This window comes from Paraburkholderia unamae, assembly GCF_003096875.1.
Classification (GTDB): Bacteria; Pseudomonadota; Gammaproteobacteria; order Burkholderiales; family Burkholderiaceae; genus Paraburkholderia; species Paraburkholderia unamae.
Genome location: NZ_QEOB01000018.1, coordinates 129,487 through 151,037 on the forward strand (window position 1 = coordinate 129,487; position 21,551 = coordinate 151,037).

22 protein-coding genes are annotated in these 21,551 nt (G+C 65.1%); 11 read left to right on the forward strand and 11 right to left on the reverse strand.

Annotated elements, in window-relative coordinates:
- Nucleotides 1–24: 24 nt before the first annotated feature.
- The 10 genes from C7402_RS32280 to C7402_RS32325 are packed head-to-tail and all read right to left on the reverse strand — an operon-like array spanning nucleotide 25 to nucleotide 7,975.
- Nucleotides 25–1,113, reverse strand: a complete 1,089-nt coding sequence (locus tag C7402_RS32280) for an asparaginase (protein ID WP_116613551.1) — start codon at nucleotides 1,111–1,113, stop codon at nucleotides 25–27.
- A 1-nt stretch (nucleotide 1,114) separates the two neighbouring features.
- Entirely contained in the window at nucleotides 1,115–1,522 is a 408-nt protein-coding gene (locus tag C7402_RS32285) for a non-heme iron oxygenase ferredoxin subunit (protein WP_224041018.1), read from the reverse strand.
- Entirely contained in the window at nucleotides 1,519–2,457 is a 939-nt protein-coding gene (locus C7402_RS32290) for a dihydroorotate dehydrogenase (protein WP_112173962.1), read from the reverse strand. Before C7402_RS32290 ends, C7402_RS32285 begins: the two co-directional genes overlap by 4 nt.
- The gene (locus tag C7402_RS32295) at nucleotides 2,451–3,335 is read right to left on the reverse strand and encodes a dihydroorotate dehydrogenase electron transfer subunit (RefSeq protein ID WP_116613552.1); all 885 of its coding nucleotides are present in this window, start codon (nucleotides 3,333–3,335) and stop codon (nucleotides 2,451–2,453) included. Before C7402_RS32295 ends, C7402_RS32290 begins: the two co-directional genes overlap by 7 nt.
- Nucleotides 3,332–3,997 (reverse strand): nuclear transport factor 2 family protein, encoded by a 666-nt coding sequence (locus tag C7402_RS32300; protein ID WP_116613553.1) that lies wholly within the window; start codon nucleotides 3,995–3,997, stop codon nucleotides 3,332–3,334. Before C7402_RS32300 ends, C7402_RS32295 begins: the two co-directional genes overlap by 4 nt.
- Nucleotides 3,994–5,349, reverse strand: a complete 1,356-nt coding sequence (locus tag C7402_RS32305; protein ID WP_116613554.1) for an NAD(P)/FAD-dependent oxidoreductase — start codon at nucleotides 5,347–5,349, stop codon at nucleotides 3,994–3,996. Before C7402_RS32305 ends, C7402_RS32300 begins: the two co-directional genes overlap by 4 nt.
- A gap of 10 nt (nucleotides 5,350–5,359) precedes the next feature.
- Nucleotides 5,360–5,725 carry a cupin domain-containing protein gene (locus C7402_RS32310; protein WP_116613555.1) on the reverse strand — a complete coding sequence of 122 codons (366 nt, stop codon included), beginning with the start codon at nucleotides 5,723–5,725 and terminating at the stop codon, nucleotides 5,360–5,362.
- Between the two features lie 21 nt (nucleotides 5,726–5,746).
- Nucleotides 5,747–6,151: a cupin domain-containing protein gene (locus C7402_RS32315; RefSeq protein ID WP_112173967.1), complete on the reverse strand. Its 405-nt coding sequence runs from the start codon at nucleotides 6,149–6,151 to the stop codon at nucleotides 5,747–5,749.
- A gap of 46 nt (nucleotides 6,152–6,197) precedes the next feature.
- The gene (locus C7402_RS32320) at nucleotides 6,198–6,629 is read right to left on the reverse strand and encodes a hypothetical protein (protein ID WP_244314994.1); all 432 of its coding nucleotides are present in this window, start codon (nucleotides 6,627–6,629) and stop codon (nucleotides 6,198–6,200) included.
- 14 nt (nucleotides 6,630–6,643) lie between these two features.
- Entirely contained in the window at nucleotides 6,644–7,975 is a 1,332-nt protein-coding gene (locus C7402_RS32325; RefSeq protein ID WP_244314995.1) for an aromatic ring-hydroxylating oxygenase subunit alpha, read from the reverse strand.
- Nucleotides 7,976–8,112: 137 nt separating this feature from the next.
- On the opposite strand from C7402_RS32325, the gene C7402_RS32330 reads away from it, so the two are divergent.
- From C7402_RS32330 to C7402_RS32350, 5 genes are all read left to right on the forward strand, one after another.
- Nucleotides 8,113–8,694: a TetR/AcrR family transcriptional regulator gene (locus C7402_RS32330; protein WP_165842046.1), complete on the forward strand. Its 582-nt coding sequence runs from the start codon at nucleotides 8,113–8,115 to the stop codon at nucleotides 8,692–8,694.
- 75 nt (nucleotides 8,695–8,769) lie between these two features.
- A complete protein-coding gene (locus C7402_RS32335) occupies nucleotides 8,770–9,360 on the forward strand; it encodes a TetR/AcrR family transcriptional regulator (RefSeq protein WP_112173970.1) in 591 nt (196 codons plus the stop codon).
- Between the two features lie 247 nt (nucleotides 9,361–9,607).
- Complete coding sequence (locus tag C7402_RS32340) at nucleotides 9,608–10,915, forward strand: MFS transporter (RefSeq protein ID WP_116613558.1); 1,308 nt, start codon at nucleotides 9,608–9,610, stop codon at nucleotides 10,913–10,915.
- A 176-nt stretch (nucleotides 10,916–11,091) separates the two neighbouring features.
- Nucleotides 11,092–12,171 carry a porin gene (locus C7402_RS32345; protein WP_112173972.1) on the forward strand — a complete coding sequence of 360 codons (1,080 nt, stop codon included), beginning with the start codon at nucleotides 11,092–11,094 and terminating at the stop codon, nucleotides 12,169–12,171.
- 99 nt (nucleotides 12,172–12,270) lie between these two features.
- The gene (locus C7402_RS32350) at nucleotides 12,271–13,353 is read left to right on the forward strand and encodes a porin (protein WP_165842047.1); all 1,083 of its coding nucleotides are present in this window, start codon (nucleotides 12,271–12,273) and stop codon (nucleotides 13,351–13,353) included.
- A 110-nt stretch (nucleotides 13,354–13,463) separates the two neighbouring features.
- Here C7402_RS32350 and C7402_RS32355 read toward each other — a convergent pair whose 3' ends face one another.
- A complete protein-coding gene (locus C7402_RS32355) occupies nucleotides 13,464–15,248 on the reverse strand; it encodes a sigma-54-dependent Fis family transcriptional regulator (RefSeq protein WP_112173974.1) in 1,785 nt (594 codons plus the stop codon).
- A gap of 321 nt (nucleotides 15,249–15,569) precedes the next feature.
- On the opposite strand from C7402_RS32355, the gene C7402_RS32360 reads away from it, so the two are divergent.
- The 6 genes from C7402_RS32360 to C7402_RS32385 all read left to right on the forward strand — a co-directional run bounded on the left by C7402_RS32360 (nucleotide 15,570) and on the right by C7402_RS32385 (nucleotide 21,300).
- Nucleotides 15,570–16,469, forward strand: a complete 900-nt coding sequence (locus C7402_RS32360; protein ID WP_116613560.1) for a VOC family protein — start codon at nucleotides 15,570–15,572, stop codon at nucleotides 16,467–16,469.
- Between the two features lie 130 nt (nucleotides 16,470–16,599).
- Entirely contained in the window at nucleotides 16,600–17,061 is a 462-nt protein-coding gene (locus tag C7402_RS32365) for a flavin reductase family protein (protein WP_165842048.1), read from the forward strand.
- A 13-nt stretch (nucleotides 17,062–17,074) separates the two neighbouring features.
- Nucleotides 17,075–18,304, forward strand: a complete 1,230-nt coding sequence (locus C7402_RS32370) for an acyl-CoA dehydrogenase family protein (protein WP_116613562.1) — start codon at nucleotides 17,075–17,077, stop codon at nucleotides 18,302–18,304.
- Entirely contained in the window at nucleotides 18,301–19,089 is a 789-nt protein-coding gene (dmpE, locus tag C7402_RS32375) for a 2-oxopent-4-enoate hydratase (RefSeq protein WP_116613563.1), read from the forward strand. Before C7402_RS32370 ends, dmpE begins: the two co-directional genes overlap by 4 nt.
- A 53-nt stretch (nucleotides 19,090–19,142) precedes the next feature.
- Nucleotides 19,143–20,000: an alpha/beta fold hydrolase gene (locus tag C7402_RS32380; RefSeq protein WP_112173979.1), complete on the forward strand. Its 858-nt coding sequence runs from the start codon at nucleotides 19,143–19,145 to the stop codon at nucleotides 19,998–20,000.
- Nucleotides 20,001–20,205: 205 nt separating this feature from the next.
- Nucleotides 20,206–21,300 (forward strand): porin, encoded by a 1,095-nt coding sequence (locus C7402_RS32385; protein ID WP_116613609.1) that lies wholly within the window; start codon nucleotides 20,206–20,208, stop codon nucleotides 21,298–21,300.
- Nucleotides 21,301–21,551: the final 251 nt, after the last annotated feature.

Here is a 21,551-nt window from a genome sequence, read left to right on the forward strand (position 1 = left end):
ATGCGCGGCGCTTCGGCCATCGTGTCACAACGCCAGCAAGAGCGTCTGGATTCGTTCGCGTTGCTGCGCGGCGTCGTGCGCCGTGGCGTCGTGGAGCGTGAGCGCGAGCATCAGGGCGATGCGCAGTTTCTGCGGGCTCAGATCGCCGCCCGCGATCACCCCGTCGCGTGCGAGGAACGCCTGCGGCGGCACCACGCCGCGCGCGGCGCGGCTCGACTGCACGACGACGACGCCCGCCTCCACCGCCTGGCGATACGCGCTCGCCTCGCCCGCCGAGGGACGTCCCGGCACGAGCCCCGCGCTGATCAGTCCCATGCTGCCCGCCGCCACGAAGCTCTCGATGGCGACACCGTCCGCACCCGCATACGACATCACGATATCGACGCGCGGCAGCACAACCGCCGCATCCGCTTCCAGCAGCGCGCGATCGAACCACGGCGTCGCGCCGTCGCCCGTGCCAGGACGGGGCATCGCGCCGCGCCGCCAGGTCACGCGCGCGTCGGCGTCGACGCGTGCGAGCGGACCATAGCCCGGCGACTCGAACGCATGAAGCTCGAAACTGGCCGCCTTCGTCACATCGCGCGCCGCAAACAGCGCGCCGTCCATCGCAACCAGCACGCCATGCGCGGCGCTCGCGGGGTCGCGCGCGGCGGCGATCGCACCGCGCAGATTGGCGAGCACGTCGCTGCCCGCGGTGTTGGCGGGCCGCTGCGCGCCGGTCACGATCACGGGCTGCGCGATATCGAGCACGAGTTGCAGGAACCACGCCGTTTCTTCGAGCGTGGCCGTGCCGTGCGTCACGATAAAGCCCGTGATGGACGGATCGCGCCGCGCCGTGCTGCGGATCAGGCGCGCGAGCTCGACCCAGTCCGCGGGCCGGATCGCGACGCTGCCGAGGCTGCGAAACGTGACCGGCAGCAGGTCGACGTCGGGCGCGAGTTCGCCGAGCGTGGCCAGCAGCGTATCGATCGGATGCACAATACCGCTTTCCGAATACTCGATCCAGTCGAACGGATCGCGCGCGTGCATCGCGAAGGTGCCGCCCGTGCCGATCACCGCGATCCTGGGACGGTGCGGCGCGCGGGCAATGGATGAAGTGCGATCGTCGGTCATGTCAGCGGCTCAGGCGAACATAGAGATTGCCGTCGTCGATACGCACTTCATGGCAACGCGTATCGCGCGTGATCGGCGACGTCGTGCCCCTGCCGGTGCGCACATCCACGAGTCCCGCGTGCAGCGGGCACTCGATCTCGTGGCCGTCGAGAAAGCCTTCGCTCAAGAGCGCGTTGCCGTGCGTGCAGATATCGTCGAGCGCGTGAATCTCACCGTCGATGCGAAAGAGGCCCACCTTCACCGAGTCGATCGTGACTCCCAGGCAATCCTTACCGTCGAAGCAGGACTCGACTGCGCCAACGAGGCGCCATGCGTCGGCAGCCACGGGCGCGGCGCCGCCCGTTTCCACTACGGCGTGCGCGGCGTGCAGCGTGCGCGTGCACGCGGAGGCAATGGGAATGACCTTCACAGCGCATACTCCTTTTGAAGGTTGATGACGTCGTGCTGCTTCATCGCGCCGATCAGATCGGCGATACGCGCAATGCCGCGGCGCTCGCAGAACGCGCGCATGCCCTCGATCACGCGCGGCATCGCGGTGGGCGAAACGAAATTCGCCGTGCCGACCTGAACGGCGGTGCAGCCCGCGAGCATGAACTCGATCGCGTCTTCGGCGGTGCTGATGCCGCCACAGCCGATCACCGGAATCTCGACCGCCTGGGCGCACTGATACGCCATGCGCAGCAGGATCGGTTTGGTCGCCGCGCCCGTGAGGCCGCCCATCACGTTGGCCACGCGCGGCTTGAAGGTTTCGACGTCGATCGCCATGGCGAGAATCGCGTTGCTGCACACCAGCGCGTCCGCGCCGGCCGCCTGCGCCGCGAGCGCCACTTCCACCAGGTTGCCCGCGTTCGGCGTCATCTTGACCCACACCGGAATGTCGGTGCTCGCCTTCATCGCGCTGATCACCTGGAAGGTCGCTTCCGGGTCCATGCCGAACGCCTTGCCGTTCTTCTTCAGGTTCGGGCACGAGACGTTTGCCTCGATCGCCGCGATGCCGCTCGCGCCGATGCGCGCCGCAAGCTCGCCGAATTCATCGGCGGAATTCGCGGAGATGCTGCCGACCACGGGCGGCGTGTAGCGCCGGTAGAACGGCACGGTCGTGTTGACGTAGTAGTCCGCGCCCTTGCTCGGGATGCCGATCGAAAACAGCGTGGCGTCCTTGAATTCGGCGACGCGCGGCGGCGGCACGCCTTCGCGGATATCGGCCGTGATCGTCTTCGTGACGATCGCGCCGAGGCAATTGAGGTCGAACACGCGCGCGTTGCCGTCGGCGAAGGTGCCCGAGGCGGGCATGACCGGATTCGCGAGCGTGAGTGCGCCCACCTTGACGCTCAGATCTACCATGATGTCGTTTCCTGCAAGTCGAAGACGGGGCCGTCCCAGCACACGCGCCGGAACGTCAGGCGCCCAGATTGCGCGTGCTCGCGAAACGGCCGCACGCACGCATAGCACGAGCCGATGCCGCAGCCCATGTGCTGCTCGATCGCGGTTTGCCCCGCCACGCCCCATGCCTTGCCGAGCTTTTGCAGCAGCACGAGCAGGCGGTTCGAGCCGCAGGTCGAGAGAAAGTCGAACGGCTTCTGCGCGTGCAGCGTGTCGAGCAGCGCTTCCAGTTGCACGGGGTCGCTGTTGCCGTCGGCGTCGGTCACGATATGCACTGTCGCGCCGGCCGCGCGCAAGCGCTCGGCGGACATCACGAGCGCCGGGCTGCGCGCGCTCAGCACCGCCGTCACGCTCGCCCCGCGCGCAATGGCGTGCGCGGCGAGCGGCGAGAGCGTGGCAAGGCCCACGCCGCGCGCGACCAGCAGCACGTGGCGTGCGTCCTTCGGCGGCGCGAAGCCCTGGCCGAGCGGCCCGAGCGCGTCGAGCGTGTCGCCGGGCTGCAACGTGGCGAGGCCCTGCGTTCCGGCGCCCTGGACCTTGTAAAGAAACTCGACGGTGCCGAGCCGCGGATCGGCGCCGTAGACGCTCATCGGCCGACGCAGAAACGTCGAGCCCGACGCGCCCGGCGGGCACGCCAGATGGAAAAACTGGCCCGGCTGCGCGTTGGCGGCGCCTGGCGGGGCGGCCACGATCATGTGCCGGTACTCGGCGTTGACGGGCGTGTTCTGCAACACCTCGCACGCGTGCTCGGCGATCCCGGCGACGAAATCGCCGCAGCAGCGTGACGCCGGATCGGCGCCGGTATGGGTCGCGCAAGGCGACGAAACGACTTCTGTCATGACTGACTATCCTGGGTTCGCGGGTTGCGCGGGTTGTGCTGCTCGCGGGCGACGCGCAGTGCGTCGAGGTCCGCGAAACTTCTGGCGATCGGCAACGGGCCGTCGGCCAGCGTCATCATCTGGAGCGTGTCGAATTTCATGTAGCTGATGAGCCAGAGGCCGCTCGCGGCGTCGCGCCGGTAGCGCTCGGTCGTCACCGCGCCGAGCCATACCGCGCCCGCCTGCGCGCGCTCGCCCTCGCGCAGCGCCACCTGCATCAGCCGCCACCTCGCCTCGGCTTCGCCGCGCACGGCGTCCACCTGCAAGCTCTCGCTCACGTAGTAATGCATCGCGAAGCGCCACGGCGACGCGAGAAACCAGCGCGCGATGGCTTCGCGGCCCACGAGGTCGCCGCCGAAGCCGTCGCCGCCCGCCCACACGGCGTCGTCGGTAAAGCATTCGGCCTGCTGGCGCGCGATCTCGACGAGCGCGCCGGCGTCGATCTTGCGATAGTCGTCGGTGTACTTCGCGTCGGCGAGCGCGCCGTAATGCGCCTTGAGCGCGCGGATCGCCTCGATCGCTTCGAGCCGCGCCACGCGCGCAGCCAGCGCGGCGAGCGTCACGTCGCGCGCCTCGTGCGAGTGGTCGTGCGCGAGCGCGAGTCCCATCGAATTCGCGTTCATGCCGCAAGCTCCCTGAGCGGCGTGCGTGCATCGGCGAGACGCGCGAGATCCACGGGCGCGCCGCTTTCGACCAGCTTTTCGAGGAAGCGCCGCTCGCGGCCCGCATTCACGAGCACGCCCGCCACGACGCGTCCGTCGCGCACGCTGAACGCCGCGCACGGTCCCGCGCCCGGCTCGCCGCGCATGACGACCTCGTCGCGCGGATCGGGCTGGCCCACGACCTGGATGTTGTAGCCGAGCTGGTCGGTCCACATCCAGGGCGTCTCGCGATAAGGCCGCGGCTCGCCGACGATCGACTGCGCGACGGCAAGCGCCTGGTTCTCGGCATTGCGCCACGTTTCCTGACGCAGCCCCTGCGATGGCGACACGCCGCCCAGCACGTGCGCGACGTCGCCGACCGCGTACAGCCACGGCGCGCGCGGGCTGCGGCAGGTGACGTCGACATCGACGCCCTGGCGGCCCGCGAAGCCGGTGCCGTCGAGAAACGCCGGCGTGCAGTCAACGCCGATCGCGATGAGGATCGTGTCGGCCGCGACGTCGAACGCCGCGCCCGCGCTTGCGGCATCACCGTCCGCGTCGACGTTCGCCTTGCGGCAACGCACGACATAGCGGCCCGGCTGGCCGGCGCCATTCGCCTCTTCACCGGCTGCGGCGATTTCCTCCACCGCCACGCCCAGTTCCACACGCACGCCGCGCGCCCGATGCTCATGCACCAGCCACTCGGACATCGCGGGCGGCAGGCAGCGAGCGAGCACGCGCGGCCCCGCTTCGAGCACCGTCACCGGCACGCCCAGTTCACGCGCGGACGACGCGACTTCCATGCCGATCACGCCCGCGCCGATGATCGCGAGCCCCCGGCTCTCGCGCAGGGCGCGGCGCAAGGCGACGCTGTCGTCTATCGTGCGCAGCAGATGCACACCGGGCTGCCGCGCGCCGGGAATCGCGCCGTCGCGCGGCGCGCCGCCCGTGGCCACCACGAGCCGGTCGAACGGCAGTTGCGCGCCGCTCGCGAGCGTGAGCACGCGTTGCGCCGCGTCGAGCGCGACCGCGCGGTCGTGCAGGCGGTCGATGCGCGCATCGCGCAACGCCGAGGCTTCCCAGAACGCGGCGGGTGCAAGCGTGAGTGTCGATGCGGCCGACGCCGCCTCGCTCCACGGCTCCTGCTCGCACGTGAGCCATTCCTTGGAGAGCGCCGGGCGCTCGTAAGGCGGATGACGCTCGTCGCCGACCAGCGTGATGCGGCCGGCGAACCCGAGCGCGCCGAGATGCTGCACGACGCGCCCGCCCGCGTGCCCCGCGCCGACCACGACGACATGCGCGGGGGCGTTATGGGTTGAAGGATCGTGACTCATGCGCCCTCCTTCATGCAGCGGCCGACGCGCTTTGCGATTCGGCGCGCAGCCCGGCTCGATAGAGCACGCCCTGCGCAGCGACGCACGCGAAGCGGCGCGGCTCGCGCGGCGGAATCAGGATCGCCTCGCCCGCGACGAGACGATAGTGCTCGCCCGCCGCGTCGATATCGAATTCGCCTTCGAGAATCGCGACGACTTCCTCGCCACGCGCATCGGCATGGTCTTCGCGCACTTCGCCCGCAGCGAAGACCGAAAATTCCGCGGCCAGCAACTCGCCTTGCGCGCGCGCATCACGCGCATCGTGCGCGGCGCCCCAGCTCCCGGCGGCGGCGAGCGTGGTGATGCCGTCGGCCGCCATGTCAGCGCCAGATTTCATTTGCGCTCCCTCTTTCATCGGTTATCGGTTCGCCAGCGGGTAGTACGGCGTCTCGTCCTGCGCGGCGTATTCCGCGCGCGGCGGCGACACGATATTGAGCCTCATGCTCACGCCCTCGGGGCCGTAGCCGTTCTTGCCGTAGTGGCTCAGACCCGCGGGAATGATCACCGCGTCGCCTTGCGCGAGCGGTCGCTCGACCTCGGACACGCCGGGACGCACCTCGAAGATCGAGCACGTGCCGAGCACCTGAAGCGAGGCTTCCTCGCCATGGTCGTGCGCCTTCGCGGGCAGGTGGGTGCCTTCCTGCTCGACGAACTTGATGACGGCGACGCTCATCGTCTCGCCCATCATCGTTTTCATGTACAGGCCGTTTTCAACGACGGTTTTCAAACCGTGGTCGATACCGAACACGCGGCATTTCGCCATTTCGCAGCTCCTTCAAAAACGGGCCGGACGCGCCGGCCGACAGCGCTCAGGGCAACGGACGCATGACGAAGGATTCGTCGGCGCGAAAACGCGCCGACTCGTATCCGTCGATCACGGCCGGCTGGTTGTAGAACTCGATGGCCGGCGCGATCTCGGCGAGCGAGAGCAGCAGGTACATCAGCGTCATGGCTTCGGGATGCTCGTCGAGCGTCGCGAGCGCGTAGCCGTTCAGGTAGGCCACGACGTCGTCGACCTGCGGCAGGATCGCGTCGCGAAACGCGAGAATCGCCTCCATGCCAACGGCGTGACGCTGCGCATTGCGCTGCGTTTCGGTTTCGAGCGCCCAGGTCTCGACGAAGGGCGCAAGCGATTCGAAGCCGGCCGGCAGCGCTCGCGCGGCCGGCGCCTTGCGCGCGACGAAATTCACCGTCTGGGCGGGCAGCGCGGCATTCATGTTCGGGCTCGTATTCAGACTCATGTTCGGACTCCTGTTCAGGCCGCGACAGCGGATCGGGCGGCGGCTTCGGCGGCGGCGCCTTGCGCGAGCATGCGCTCGACGACGTGAAAAGCGTGGCGCACGAGCAGTTCGTTGTCCTGAAGCACCATCACCTTCTTGGCACCCGTTTCCGCGGCGCGTTGCGTGCGTTCGAGCGTGCTGAAGTCCTCCAGCAGCACGTCGCGCAGGGCGACCTTCATGTATTCGAGGAAGAAGCGCCCGCCCGGCGTCGTCATCTCTGGGTAGTAGACGCGCGCGTCGACCAGCGTCTGGTTGTGCGAGATCGGTCGGAAGTTGTACGCCTGGCAGTAGTTCGGGCGCAGCGAAACATAGAAGTCCGGGAAGATCACGTTCATGTCGAACAGCCAGTTCGGGCTCTTCGTCCAGTTCACGCCGGAAGGCAGCGCGTCGAGCGGGAACGCATGCTTCGCGCTGCCGATGCCCGCGCGCAGCGCGGCGGCCGCGATCGGGCGCTTCTGCCCCGCGTCGGACAACGCGGCTTGCGCGGCGGCGCCGCCTTCGGTCACGGCCTTCGGGTTGCCGTACACGGACTTCTGGTTGCCCGCGAGCGAGAGACGGCGATGGAACTCGCCGCACAACGCATCGAGCGGCGGCATGCTTTCGTTTTCGGTCTTGTCGATGGCGTCGGCAATCGAATTGCCGTGCACATAGGCGACGTGGTACGCCTCCTGGAACGCGTCGAGCGCGAGCTTCCAGTTGCAGTTCACCACGGTCTGCCAGCCGAAGCCCGCGGTCATCTTGTCGAACGGATAGCCTTCGATATCGCCGAACATCGGCTTCATGTAGTCGGCGAGCGACACCGACGGATTCGGGTCCATGTTCACGAAGATGAAGCCCTGCCACACCTCGCAGGCCACGCGCGCAAGACCGAACTGCTCGCGGTCGAGCCCGAAAAAGCATTTTTCGTCGGGCACGCCGGTGAGATTGCCGTCGAGGTCGTAGGCCCAGCCGTGGAACTTGCAGAAGAATTTGCGCGTGTTGCCGCACTTGTCATAAACGATCTCGTTCATGCGGTGCGCACACACGTTGTGCATCGCGCGAATCTCGCCCTGCCGGTTGCGCACCACGATGATCGACGTGTCGCACGCGGCCAGATCCTTGACGAAATAGTCGCCAGCCTTCGGGATTTCCTCGACGCGGCCGACGTGCAGCCAGGTCTTCTTGAAGATGTGTTCCTTTTCGCGCTCGTAGTAGTCGGGCGAGATGTACGGCTCGACCGGGATCGTTCCGGAGCCAAGCTCGGGATAGCGGCCGGTCAGCGTGCCTGCCGGTGCGGGGACTTCGGGGGACAACAAGGTCGTGGACACGATGGCATCACCTCAAAAACGAACATCGTTTAATAATGAATGATATTCTGTTTTGGAAAAATTTGTCCGTCAAGGGCTTTTTTATCCATGAGCGAAACGGGGCGCCGGTCCGGCTCCCCGCGACTGGGGGCAACGCAATGAACGGCGACAAACGGGAGCGGATTGCGCAAGCCGCGCTCGAACTCTTTCAGCGGCAGGGCTTCACGGCGACGAAGATGGCGCAGATCGCCTCGGCGGCCGGCATGACGGCCGCCAATCTGTACGTCTATTTCGACTCGAAGCTGGCGATCCTCTATGAGGTGTTCCGGCCGTGGCTGCGCAACCAGTTCGAAGCATTGAGCGTGGAGGTACGCGCGCAGGCGGGACCCGAGCAGCGGCTACGCCGGTTGCTCGTCGGACTTTGGCATGACATCCCTGGCGCCGACACGAACTTCGCCAATGCCTTGATCGACGCACTCGCGCAGCGCCGCTCCGGTGCGCAACGCTCGGGGGCGTTCCTGCACGAGATGGAGGTCGCCGTGGGCGCGCTGCTGCGCGAGTGCATCGGCATCGAATCGGGCGCGCGCGTTTCGTGTGCGGACGAAGCGATGCTGTCGCGGCTGATCTGGATGGCGTTCGACGGTTTCGTCATCAACCGGCGTCTTGGCGACGTGCGCGACATCGAGGCCGTCGCGGCGTTGATCGTCGCACTGGTGCTGAACGAAGCCGCGGCTTCGTGATACAGGCGTCGCACGAGCGCTGATTGATAGAATTGGCCGCACCGGGTTACAGCCACTCCAACCGAGAGACCTCAATTGCCGCAAATTAAAAAAGCCGTCAAGCGCGAAGCAATCCTGACGGCCGCCTTCAGCGCCTTCAGCGAAAAGGGGTATTCGGCGACAACGATGACCGAAATTGCTCGCCTCGCGGGCACCACCGTCGCCAATCTCTACGTCTACTTCGACTCCAAGCTCATCATTCTCTACGAGATCTATGAGCCCTGGCTCATCGAGCAACTGCACCGGCTGCGTGCGGAAGTCGCGCTGCTCAATGGGCCGCGCAAGAAAGTCGAACGCATCTTGCAGGGCATCTGGGGCGACATTCCCGCCGCCGACAATGCCTTCGCGAATGCGCTGATCGACGCGCTCGCGAGCGCGCCGGCGGGCCTCGCCAAGCCCAACAGCCTGCTGGTTTCGGTGGAGAATTTCCTCACCCAGCTGCTCAAGGATTCGCTGCCCCCGGAGCGCGGCGCGGCGCTTGGCGGCGAGCTATTCGCGCATGTGATCTGGATGGCTTTCGACGGCTTCGTCATCAATCAGCGCATTGGCGACCATCGTGACATCCAGCGCATCGCCCAGCTCACGACCACGCTGCTGCTCGGCGAGGCACCGCCCGAATCCGCCTGAAACGCAGCGCATGCCCTAGGGATTTTCCCGAACCAGGCACAAATCTTTTTTGAAATCTTTGACGCAACCAATATGGAATGACATTCTTTATTCGAGCGCAGACTGAAGCTATGTCCTGCGCCGGGCAGGCAAGCCCCAGGAATGTGGTGCGCGATCGCACCGCATTGCGCGCCGCAAGGTCACGCACGAGGACTGGCACGGCGCTTGCCTGATTCTTTCCGGCAGTTTCGTTCGAATAAGTCACCCCATGGCGGCCATCTCCGAAAGTCCTCACGCTATTGCCCTCGACCCGCCCGCGAGCACCACGCGCCGCGTGCTGGCCCTTTGTTTCCTGACGATCGTCACCGAAGGCTATGACATCGGCGTCATGGGCACGATCGTTCCCTCGATGCTCGCCGATCCGGTCTGGAAGCTCACGCCCATCGAAGTCGGCGCCATGAGCAGCGCGGCGCTGTTCGGCACGCTGTTCGGCTCGTACTTCATCAGCGTGCTCACCGACCTGATTGGCCGCAAACGTCTGCTGATTGCGTGCGTCACGCTGTTTTCGCTGTCGATGCTCGGCGCCGCCGTCGCGCCGACGCCGTTCCTGTTCGGCGTCATGCGCTTCATTGGCGGACTGGGTCTTGGCGGCGTGATTTCCGCTGCGGCGGCGCTCACAGTCGAATATTCACCGGCAGCCAAACGCAATCTGAATTTCGCCATCATGTATTCCGGCTACGCGATCGGCGCGCTGGTCTCGGCCGTGATCGGCATCGCGTTTCTGGAGTCGCACGGCTGGCGCTTCGTGGTCGCGCTGGGCGCGCTGCCGCTGCTCGGCGTTCCCGCGCTCGTGATGATGCTGCCCGAGTCGCTCGCCTATCTGCTTGCGAGCGGCAAGCGGCGCGAGGCCGACGCGCTCGCCGAACGGCTCGGCCTGTCGATTGCCTCGCTCGATACGGCGCCCGGCGACGCGCCGGTCAAACCTTCGCTGCGGCTCGTGTTCAGCGAGGTGTTCTCGCGCGGCAACCTCTGGTCGACGCTCTGCCTCTGGGTCGCGCAAGTGGCCGCCGTGCTCGTGATCTACGGCCTGGGCACCTGGCTGCCGCAGCTCATGCGCAAGCTCGGCTACGACCTCGGTTCGAGTCTTTCGTTTCTCGCGGTGTTCATGCTCTCTTCGGCGATCGGCGGCATTCTGATCGGCCGCGTCGGCGACCGGTTAGGACCGCGCAAGACGATCGTCGGCGGCTATGTGATCGGTGCGCTCGCGATCTGCGGATTGACCGTGAAAGGCGGCGTGCTCACCAATTACGCGCTCGTGGCGCTGGCCGGGCTCGGCAGCATCGGCGTGGCCATGGTTCAGCTCGGCTATATCGCGAGTTTCTACCGGCCGTTCGCCCGCGCCAGCGCGACGGGCTGGGCAGTGGGCATTGGGCGGTTCGGCGCCATGGCCGGGCCGATGCTCGGCGCGTGGTTCGCGTCCTCGCATCTCGACGTGCGGCTCAATTTCGTGGCTTTCGCCGCCTCCGGTCTCGTCGCCGCGCTCGCCATCAGCCTGTGCCGTCCCCGCAACGCATAACACGCAGCACCTGACACCCGGTACGGCGCGCACCGCGCGCCCTCCCCGCGCTCGGGCGACATCGCGCCGATCCGCTTCCCCATACCTAAATCCATAACCGCATGCAACCACTTCAACGTGCTACATCCCTATCGTTAAGGATTCCTTTTTATATAGCGGTCGCTATCATCGTCTGCATGGGTGTGCTCACCTCACGCCCCGCTCACGCGCAAAGCAACGTCACGCTTTACGGCCTGATTTCGGTGGGAATCAGCTATTCCTCGAACGCAGGCGGAAAATCCCTCACGCAGATGACGAGCGGACCGCAGCAGCCCTCGCGCTGGGGACTGCGGGGCAAAGAGGATCTCGGGGGAGGTGTCGCCGCGATCTTCGTGCTGGAAAACGGCTTTTCCATCACCTCGGGCAGCGCCTCGCAAGGCGGCCGCCTGTTCGGTCGCCAGGCATGGGTCGGTCTGACCACGCCGCAATACGGCACGATCACGCTCGGCCGCCAGTACGATGAAATGACGCAGCAGTTGAACTGGACCTCTTCCGCGGTGCAGTTCGCCACCTACGGCGCACACGTGGGCGACAACGACAACATCTTCAACGTGCTGCGCTTGCAGAATTCCGTGCGTTACGTGTCGCCGACGCTGCACGGGCTGTCGTTCGCGGCGCAGTACGCGTTTTCGAACCAGGCCGGTGCGTTCAACAACAACAGCGCATTTAGCGGCGGCCTGTCGTATCAGCGCGGACCGTTCCGCTTCTCAGCCGCGATGTCGCAATACAACCACCCGGATTCGACGAACACCGGTGGCGCGATCGGCGACTCGTACGGCTACACCTCGCCGTTCGCGACCAGCGCCGGCGGCGCGGGTGTCGAGAAGCAACGCATCCTGGGCGTGGGCGCAGGCTACGACTTCGGCTTCTTGCAGACCACGCTTTCGTACACGAACGTTCTGTTCAACTACCTCGACACCACGGGACTGCGTCTGAACAACGTCGAAGTCTCCGTGACCCACAAGATCACGCCGATGCTGCTGGTGGGCGCCGCCTATATCTACACATTCGGGGAATCGTCCGAAGCGCTCAAGCCGCACTACAACCAGGTGAATCTCGGCGTCGACTATTTCCTGAGCAAGCGCACGGACCTGTATCTGGTCGGCTTGTACCAACGCGCGGGCGGCAGCGCCCAATACGCGCAGATCGTGACGACGCCCGCTTCCAGCACGAAGTCGGAAACGCAGGTGATCGCCGGTATCCGCACCAAGTTCTGACGAACGCGCATTGCGTCGGTGGGCCCGCGCAGTCGCGGCCCGCTCTCCCATGGCGGCATTCGCGTCGCCTTCGCTTGCTTCATGTATCGAATCACCATCATGAAACTCTACAACAGAGAATTTCTCGCCATTGTGCTGTTTGGATCGTATGTTTCCGTGGCGTGCGCCCAATCGAGCCTGACGCTGTATGGCAGCATTGACGAAGGCATCGGTTACGTGAGCAACGTAAAGGGCGGCACCGCCTGGGTGATGGGGCCGATCACCGTACCCGACCAGTTCGGCTTCAAAGGCGCGGAAGATCTCGGCGGCGGGACCAAAGCCATTTTCCAGCTTGAAAACGGCTTCTTTTCGAATACCGGCGCGCTCGCCTCGTCGGGCGTGCTGTTCAGCCGCAAGGCGTTCGTCGGCCTGAGCGACGACCGGTGGGGCACCGTGACGCTCGGCAAGCAATGGGATCTGACCGACGACGTCTTGCTGCCCAACGCGAACGGCGCGGTCCAGTACAACTACTTCCTCTATCACCCCGCCAACATCGACAACGACGCTGTCACGACGGTGAACAACACGGTGAAATACGCAGGCGTTCCGTGGCATGGCGTATCGGCACGCGCCATGTACGGTTTCAGCGATGCTTCGACGGGACAGGGCCGCTACGTGGGCGCAGCGCTCCTCTACAAGTCGTCGGCGCTGCAACTCGGCGCGGTCTACAGCGACACCCGCGACAAGGCGTACGCATTGCACACATCACTCGGCTACGACAGCTTTCTCGGCCAGGATCTCTCGGGCGGCGCGGCATTCAAGGCGAGAGATTCGCGGATCTTCGGCGTGGCGGGCACGTATTCGCCTAACCGGCAGTGGGCCTTCCATGCAGTGCTCGACACCGCTCGCATCGCGAGCGAAAGCGATGCCGCCAACGCGACAACGGCGGAACTCGGCGTGGACTGGAACATCACGCCGTTTGACACGGTCTTGCTCGGCGGATACCGAACCTGGTTCGCAGGCAAGAACTACACGACCGCGGGGCTCTCGAATCTGTACCACCTTTCCGTGCGCACGATGCTGTACGCGCAAGCGACCTTCCAGCATGCCGGGGGCGGCGCGCATGCGGCGCTGCTGTCCTTGTCGCCGGCGTCGGGCAGCAATCAGGCCTCGTTGCGCGTTGGCGTGCAGCATTTCTTTTGATGCGTGCGTATACGCTGGCCGCGTGTCTCTCGATGGGTGGACTGCCGGTGCTTGCGTTACTCAAGCGGTTGGTCAATCACCAGGCAGGCTCTCGCGAGTTCGTTGCTGGCTTACCCGTCACGATCAGAGTCGTCGACCGTCGCGCTCTCCTCCACCAGGCGTTTGCGCCGGTAAGTCAGTTGGCCCCGCGTAATGCCGAGCAACGCCGCTGCGCGCGACATGTTCCCGTCCGAATGCGCGATGGCGGCTTCGACCATCGTGTTCTCCATGTCGTCGAGCGTAAGCCCGCGATCCTTGATCAAGGCGCCGACGATCTCCACGAGCGAATGCGAACGCCGCTCCGCTGAAGCCGGCGCAGTGCTCGCATGAGGGGGTTCCGGTGCGGCCGGGTGCGAAATGGCCGCTCTCTCACGCGGCAGATTCTTCATGAGCACCACATGCACGGCGTCGAGCGCCCGGCCGTCTTCGGCGAGAATCACCGCGCGCTCGACCACATTGGAAAGCTCCCGGATGTTGCCCGGCCACGCGTAGCCGAGCAGCATCGACATCGCTTCCGGCGTCAAGCCGTACACGGCTCTCCCATAGGCCGTGGCGAAGCGCCGCATGAAATGCTCGATGAGAACCGGCAAGTCCTCCTTGCGCTGACGCAGCGGCGGAATCTCGATGGGGAACACATGTAGCCGGAAGAACAGATCCTCCCTGAAGCGCCCGGCGCGAACCGCCTCCCACAGGTCTTCATTGGTCGCGGCGACGATCCGCACGTTGGCCTGACGCGACACGCCGCTGCCGAGTCTTTCGAATTGCCCGGTCTCCAGCACACGCAGCAGCTTGCTTTGCGCAATGAGCGGCAAGGTGGCAACTTCATCGAGAAATAGCGTTCCGCCTTCGGCCAGTTCAAAACGCCCGGCGCGCGCGGCGTCCGCGCCGGTGAACGCGCCACGCTCCACGCCAAATAATTCGGATTCCATCAGTGTTTCGGGAATCGTGGCGCAATTGACAGCGACGAAAGGGCCGCCGGCCCGCTGGCTTTGTTCATGTAACAGCCGTGCGAACGTGCTCTTGCCCACCCCGCTTTCGCCTAGCAGCAGCACCGTCGCGCCGGTTCCCGCAACGCGATTGATCTTCCCGACCGCAGCCTGATACGCCGGCGAGAGCCCCACGATATCCGAGCGGCTTTTGGATTGTTCGAGCGCCGCGAGCGCGGTGCGGTGCTCGCCCGCGGGGTTGCGCGTCTTTGAAACAAGCGCCTCGGGAAAAACCGGCGCCTGCAAAAATTGCAGATCCGCTTCGGCGTCGTCCCACTCGCTCGCTGGACGCGCAATCACACGACAGGCGTCGAAACCCATCGCCCTGCACTCCACTTCGCGCACGATCATTAGCTTGCCGACGCAGGCGCTCAGGTAGCCGCTCGCATAGCCGGTTTCGAGCCAGCACACCGGCGTGGACTGGGTATCGTGCGTCCCGGTGTGCCATTCATCTTCATACGAATGCTTCCAGAAGAACTCCAGCGTACAGCGCCCCTTCTCGATGTCGATGTCCGAGCTGATCATCTCGACGAGCGCAACGCCTTGCAAGGCGTGCAGTTGGCCGCCGCGCGCAAGCAGGTGAAAGATGTTTTCCGTCGGCGTATGCAGTTGCAACGCCAGTTGTGCGTCGCGCGTGCCCGTGGAAAACCCGATACGGGTCAGCAGGGTGCGCGCCGTCTGACTGCCGAGCGACGCAATCAACTCGCTGCGCAAATCGTTGAGCGAGGCGATATGCATCAGAATCATCCGCTGATCGCCCAGCACAATTTCGGCTCGCTCGGTCCTGAATCGCAGCCGCTCCTTGATCGGCGCAATGTCGGGGAAATCCTGACTTGCATAGCTCCTCTTCACCTTCGTCTCCGTCTTCATTCTCGTTCTCGTGGCATAGCGCACGCCTCAACGAGCAGTTGATCTGGCCAGTTCGTTGCGCGCACACCAAAAATTTGCAGCCGACGTCTATTTTTTGACATCGACCGAACAATTTCAAGCACTCGCGCTTCCTCGCACGTTGCTGCGGCGCGACCGTCGCCGGTACGCGAGCCCGTCGAATGCCCCGAATTCACGGAGATTGAGGGGAGAAATACACCGCATACGCCGCGACATCATAGCGCTGGCACGGCCATTGCTTTAAGAGAGCCGCGCCGCGATGTTCAAACGCCGGCGCAAAAAAATCAATCAACAGGAGACATCATGTCGGAGCTTTCAAGCCTCGGGTACGTCGTTTTCAAAGTCAGTGACCTTGTGCGCTGGGAGGATTTCGCCGTCGGCATTCTCGGCCTGATGCCCGGCCGCCGCACGCCTGGTTCGCTCGGCCTGCGGATGGACGAGCACGCCCAGCGCATCCTGCTCGAAGAAGGGCACGATGACGATATCGCCGCCGCCGGCTGGCAATTCGATACTCACGATGATCTGCTGGCCTACGTCGAGCGCCTCTCAGCCCGGCGCGTCGCGGTGCGCGAGGGTGACAGCGCACTCGCGGCCAGCCGGCAGGTGGAGCGCATTTTCGTCTGCGACGACCCCAACGGCTTCACACACGAGCTTTATTTCGGCCCGACTCACGCGCCCATTTCCACGCCCTTTCGCTCGCCGCTGCTCAAGGGGGCGGGCTTCGAGACCGGACGCCTTGGCATGGGCCACATTCTCCCGGTCGCGCGCGACTACGCGCAGTCCCTCGACTTTTACCGCAACGTATTGGGCCTGCGCGTGAGCGACACGATCCGTGACTCGCATAGCGTACCCGGCGCCACCGTCGACGCCACGTTCTTCCATACCCGTACGGGCCGCCATCATTCGCTCGCGACCATGGCCGCGCCGTTCCCGAAGCGCCTGCATCATGTGCTCGTGCAGGTCCAGGACATGGACGACGTCGGCATGGCCTACGATCGTTGCGTGAAAGCGGGCCTGCGAATCCACGCGGGCCTCGGCCACCATCCCAACGATCGCATGTTCTCGTTCTACGTGGAAACGCCGTCTGGTTTCGGCCTCGAATACGGCCATGGCGGCATCGTCATCGACGACGCCGCCTGGGAAGTGAAGAACTATAGCCAGCTCAGCGACTGGGGGCATCGCCCTCAACCGCCCGCCCGCTGAGCCTCAGTCGTTTTCCCCGCAATACACGTGCTTCATATAATTCGGATTACGAATCATGCAGATCGATACTCCTGCCTGCCCACCGCCCGTTCGAGGGGGGCATGCTTCGCCGGATGACTTCAGATACGCCATGCGCAGTCTCGCCGGCGGCGTCTGCGTGCTCACCTCGGAGCTGGACGGCATGCCGGTCGGCCTCACGGCCACCGCCGTCACCTCGCTGTGCGCCGATCCGCCCCGCCTGCTCGCGTGCGTCAACCGCAAGGTCTACGCACACACGGCCTTCGAGCAAACGCGCACGCTATGCGTGAACGTGCTGGCCGCCGAAGACACCGAAGTCGCCAGGCGCTTCGCCGGCATGGTGCCCGACGTGAGCGGCACGGAACGCTTCGCGCATGGCGCATGGCACGGCACGCCGCCCGCGCTTGCCGGTGCGCTTGCGAGCTTTGCCTGCCGCATCGTCGAGATCGTGCCGGCCCATTCCCATTCCATCCTGATCTGCGAAGTGGAGCGAGTCGCGACGAGCGACACGCTCGCCGCCCCGCTCGTCTATGCGCAGGGCCAATTCGGACAATTCACCCGCACGAACCCATAAACGGAGACAAGACATGAACGCCATCAATCAAGCTGAAACCCCCTGCGCGCCGGGCGTAACCGAACTGGTCGAACGCGCGCACGCCATGATTCCGGCCCTGCGCGCCAACGCCGCCGAAGTCGAAAAAGCCCGCAGCGTGCCGAAGGAAACGATCGACGCCTTCAAGGAGGCCGGCTTCTTCAAGATTCTCCAGCCGCGACGCTGGGGCGGATGGGAAATGGATCCCAGTGTGTTCTCGAAGGTATTGATGGAGCTGGGCCGCGGCTGCCCGTCAAGCGCCTGGAACATGATGATCCTGGGCGTGCATCAGTGGGAGTTCGGCCTCTTCGACGAGCGCGCGGGCAACGACATGTGGGCGGCGGACAACAGCGTGCTCGTCGCCTCGTCCTATGCACCGTTCGGGAAGTGCCGCAAGGTGGATGGCGGCTGGATGCTCAGCGGCGAGTGGAAGACCTCGAGCGGCTGCGACCACGCGCAGGGCGGCGCGATTCTCGGCGCGTTCGAACTCGATGACGAGGGCAACCGGCGCGATACCCGCTCGTTCCTCGTCTCGCGCGAAGACTACGACATCATCGACGACTGGTTCGTGGTCGGTCTCGCGGGCACGGGTAGCAAGAGCGTGCGCATCAAGGGTGAGGCCTTCATTCCCGATTACCGCTCGCACAGCGTCATCGACTACACGAAGACGGATCGTGAAACACCGTATCTGCATCCGTTCAATCAGGTGTTCTATGCATCGGTATCGTCGGTGATCATTGGCTTCGCGCGCGGCATGATCGACCTCTACATCGAACAGATGAAGCCGCGCCAGAACATCATGGGCCCTGCGGGCGCGGCCGCGCAGAACCCTTATGTGAAGGACAAACTCGGCAACGCCGCCCTGCTCGTGCGCTCGGCTCAGGCACGCCTCGCGCAGGTCTTCGAAGAGGCGTCGGCGTATGTGCAGCGCGGCGAACTGGTGCCGCTGCATGACCGCGTGTTCCACTTCCTCGAAATCCAGCGTTGCGGCAAGGACTGCCTCGACGCTTCGATGATGCTCTGGAAGAAGCTCAGCGCACGCGCGATCGGGCTCAACAACCCCGTGCAGTTGTGGATGCGCGCCATGCTCGTGGCCGCGAACCACATCACGCAGAACGAGGACGACAACGCGGGTGTGCTGGGCGGCTACCTGCTCGGCCAGGGCGTGCCGCCGTTCATCTACAACCTGCCCGAAGTGCCGGCGTGCCAGGAGCAAGCGGCGTGACGCTCGACACGACGACACTCGACGCGCTTGGCGAGCGCCTCTACACCGCATGGCGCGAGCGCAGCGCAATCGACCCGCTCACGCAGGCCCATGCGCAGATGACGCTTGAAGACGCCTATCGGGTGCAGCAACGCCTGATCGCACATCGCGTCGAGGGCGGCGAGCGCATCGTCGGTAAAAAGATCGGCGTGACGAGCGAGGCGGTCATGACGATGCTCGGCGTCGATCAGCCGGACTTCGGCCAGTTGCTCGACGGCATGATTCGCGACGATGGCGCGGCGATCGACAGCCGCGCGCTGATTCAGCCGAAAGCGGAAGGCGAGATCGCCTTTGTGCTTAAACGCGATCTGCGCGGTCCGGGCGTGAGTGCCGCCGACGTGATCGCCGCAACCGAAGGCGTGATGGCCTGCTTCGAGATCGTCGATTCGCGCATCCGCGACTGGAAGATCCGGATTCAGGACACCGTTGCCGACAACGCTTCATGCGGCCTGTTCGTGCTCGGCGATCGGCTCGTCGATCCGCGCGCGCTGGACATGCGCACCTGCGGCATGGTGCTCGAGAAGAACGGCGCGGTCGCGGCCACGGGTGCGGGCGCAGCGACGATGGGCTCGCCCGTCGTCGCGGTGGCGTGGCTCGCCAACATGCTCGGGCGCCTCGGCACGACGCTCGAGGCGGGCTCGGTGATTCTTTCGGGCGCGCTGGGCGCGATGGTGCCGGTCGTCGCGGGCGACAACCTGCGCGTGACGATCGGCGGCCTCGGCGGCTGCTCGATCCGCTTTGACTGAGGGCACGCCCCTCGACTTATCAACCTGCAACGGAACAACACAGGAGACTAGCCATGACTGCATGGACTGAAGCGAATACCAGCCGATTCGCGCAAATCGACGAAGGCGGGCTGAAGCTGCGCGTTCACTACAACGACGCGGGCACGGGCGACGCCGTCGTGATGCTGCACGGCTCGGGCGCGGGCGCCTCGGGCTGGAGCAATTTCCACCGCAACGTCGATGCCTTTGTCGACGCCGGCTATCGCGTGATCCTGCCGGACTGCCCCGGCTGGAGCAAGAGCGATCCGGTCGTCTGTGACAAGGGCTCGCGCGCCGTGCTCAACGCCACCTCGCTCAAGGGCCTGCTCGACGTGCTCGATATCGAACGCGTCCACGTGATCGGCAACTCGATGGGCGGCGGCAACGCCCTTGCGTTCGCACTCGCGTGGCCGGAACGCGTGGGCAAGCTCGTCATCATGGGCGGCGGCGGCGTGGGTCCGAGCCTGTTCCAGCCCATGCCGCTCGAAGGCATCAAGCTGCTCTACGGGCTCTACAAGGCGCCCACGATGGAGAACCTGCGCAAGATGCTCGACGTGTTCGTTTTCGACCCGTCCGCACTGACCGACGAACTCGTGCGCCAGCGCTTCGACAACATGATGGAGCACCGCGAGCACCTCGATAACTTCGTCAAAAGCGTCGAGGCCAACCCTGACTGGCTGCCCGATCTGAGCGGCCGCCTCAAGGAGATCAAGGCGCCGACGCTCGTGACCTGGGGCCGCGACGACCGCTTCGTCCCGCTCGACAGCGGCTTGCGCATGCTGTGGGGCCTTCAGAATGCCGAACTGCATGTGTTCAGCCGCTGCGGTCATTGGGCGCAATGGGAACACGCGGAGAAGTTCAACCGCCTCGTGCTGGACTTCCTCGCGCAGTAACGCACTGTGCGGGCGCGCCACGGTGCGCCCGCATCTCAGGTCTACGCGGCCATACGGTTCGCGCTGTCATTTTCACCTTCTTCGATCATCCCGGGAGGGATTCACCTTATCTATATCGTAGTCCGAATTATAAATATATCCGGAGATTTTTCCTGAGTCGCGCGTGCCACGAACGTCGCACACCCAGGCAGGAGACGAAAATATGTTGAAAACAAGCGTTTCATTAGCGTGCGCCGCAGCCAGCGGCTGCGCGCTATTATGTGTCCCCGCAGCCGCGCATGCCGAGGGCAGCGTCACACTCTACGGCATCGTCGACGGCAGCGTGCTCGTGACCAGCCGCACCCGCGACAGCGCGACGGGCCAAAACGACGGCGCGCGCGTTTCGGTCACGGACAGCGGCCTTTCGCCCTCGATGTTCGGGCTCGCCGGCAAGGAGGATCTCGGCGGCGGCCTCACAGCCGAATTCAAGCTCGAAAGCGGCGTGAACGTCGCGGACGGCGGCCTCAACAATTCAAATGGCAACCTGTTCGGCCGCCAGGCGTGGCTCGCGCTGCGCGGCGACTTCGGCGAGGTTAAAACCGGCCTTCAGTACTCGCCGTTCTTTCTCGCGCTCTACGATCTCGATCCACGAGGCTGCTCCCAGTTCGGCAGCAGCCTTGTGCCGTACCTCAATAACGTGGTGGGCACCGGCATCTTCAATGCCAACGCCTTGTCGTATTCGACGCCCGTTCTCGCCGGCTTCCAGGGGCGCGCCATGATCGGACTCGGCGGCGAGGCCGGGAATTTCAGTGCAGGGAGACAGTACTCGTTGAGTCTGCGATACGACAACGGAACGCTAGCCGCGCAAGCCGCGTTCTACGACGGCAACGGCGGCGGCACCGTCGCCACGCCGCTACCCACCACCGTGCCGTTCATAGGCCGCATGTTGGGCGCCTCGTACAAGATCGGCTCTTTGACGGCAAAGGCATCCTTCGCAAGCTACAAGGTGGCTGGCGGATTCAGCAGCAATGTCTATGGCGGCGGCCTCGATTATTTCGTGTTGCCGCAATTCGACGTGAATGGCGGCGCGTGGTTCACGAGCGATCGCAACGACACGGGCAATCACTCGATCCTGGCCGCCATCGGCGCGAATTATCTGCTCTCACGCGCGACCACGCTCTATGCGCAACTCGGCGTGGTCGACAACCACGGGGCCATGAACACGGGGCTCGACGTAGATGGGCGCGCCGTCGACAGCGCGCTGTACGGCGTCCATGGTACGACTGTGGGCGGCAACGTTGGTGTCCGGCACATCTTCTAAGCGAAGCACCGTCGCGCCCGTTCGGATGCCACCGCATCGGCGCGACGTCGTTTCGAGCCGCGCCGGGTTTCTGCCCGATTGAACCTGCTTGCGCAGGCGGCGTTATCCGGCGAGCGGCTTTTACGTCACATCGACCCAACGAGCATCTCCGCCACCTATGGTCATCTTGCTTCCCCCGCTTTGAATACTTCCAGGCGCGGTTGGGTTGGTCGCATGACTGGATGCGGACGTTGAGATAATTTTTATTATCA

Bases quoted from the DNA above. Each gene is read 5' to 3' on its own strand.
- C7402_RS32280 (WP_116613551.1), bottom strand. From the start codon at position 1,113: ATGACCGACGATCGCACTTCATCCATTGCCCGCGCGCCGCACCGTCCC.
- C7402_RS32290 (WP_112173962.1), bottom strand. From the start codon at position 2,457: ATGGTAGATCTGAGCGTCAAGGTGGGCGCACTCACGCTCGCGAATCCG.
- C7402_RS32295 (WP_116613552.1), bottom strand. From the start codon at position 3,335: ATGACAGAAGTCGTTTCGTCGCCTTGCGCGACCCATACCGGCGCCGAT.
- C7402_RS32300 (WP_116613553.1), bottom strand. From the start codon at position 3,997: ATGAACGCGAATTCGATGGGACTCGCGCTCGCGCACGACCACTCGCAC.
- C7402_RS32305 (WP_116613554.1), bottom strand. From the start codon at position 5,349: ATGAGTCACGATCCTTCAACCCATAACGCCCCCGCGCATGTCGTCGTG.
- C7402_RS32310 (WP_116613555.1), bottom strand. From the start codon at position 5,725: ATGAAATCTGGCGCTGACATGGCGGCCGACGGCATCACCACGCTCGCC.
- C7402_RS32315 (WP_112173967.1), bottom strand. From the start codon at position 6,151: ATGGCGAAATGCCGCGTGTTCGGTATCGACCACGGTTTGAAAACCGTC.
- C7402_RS32320 (WP_244314994.1), bottom strand. From the start codon at position 6,629: ATGAGTCTGAATACGAGCCCGAACATGAATGCCGCGCTGCCCGCCCAG.
- C7402_RS32330 (WP_165842046.1), top strand. From the start codon at position 8,113: ATGAACGGCGACAAACGGGAGCGGATTGCGCAAGCCGCGCTCGAACTC.
- C7402_RS32340 (WP_116613558.1), top strand. From the start codon at position 9,608: ATGGCGGCCATCTCCGAAAGTCCTCACGCTATTGCCCTCGACCCGCCC.
- C7402_RS32345 (WP_112173972.1), top strand. From the start codon at position 11,092: ATGGGTGTGCTCACCTCACGCCCCGCTCACGCGCAAAGCAACGTCACG.
- C7402_RS32350 (WP_165842047.1), top strand. From the start codon at position 12,271: ATGAAACTCTACAACAGAGAATTTCTCGCCATTGTGCTGTTTGGATCG.
- C7402_RS32355 (WP_112173974.1), bottom strand. From the start codon at position 15,248: ATGAAGACGGAGACGAAGGTGAAGAGGAGCTATGCAAGTCAGGATTTC.
- C7402_RS32360 (WP_116613560.1), top strand. From the start codon at position 15,570: ATGTCGGAGCTTTCAAGCCTCGGGTACGTCGTTTTCAAAGTCAGTGAC.
- C7402_RS32365 (WP_165842048.1), top strand. From the start codon at position 16,600: ATGCGCAGTCTCGCCGGCGGCGTCTGCGTGCTCACCTCGGAGCTGGAC.
- C7402_RS32370 (WP_116613562.1), top strand. From the start codon at position 17,075: ATGAACGCCATCAATCAAGCTGAAACCCCCTGCGCGCCGGGCGTAACC.
- C7402_RS32380 (WP_112173979.1), top strand. From the start codon at position 19,143: ATGACTGCATGGACTGAAGCGAATACCAGCCGATTCGCGCAAATCGAC.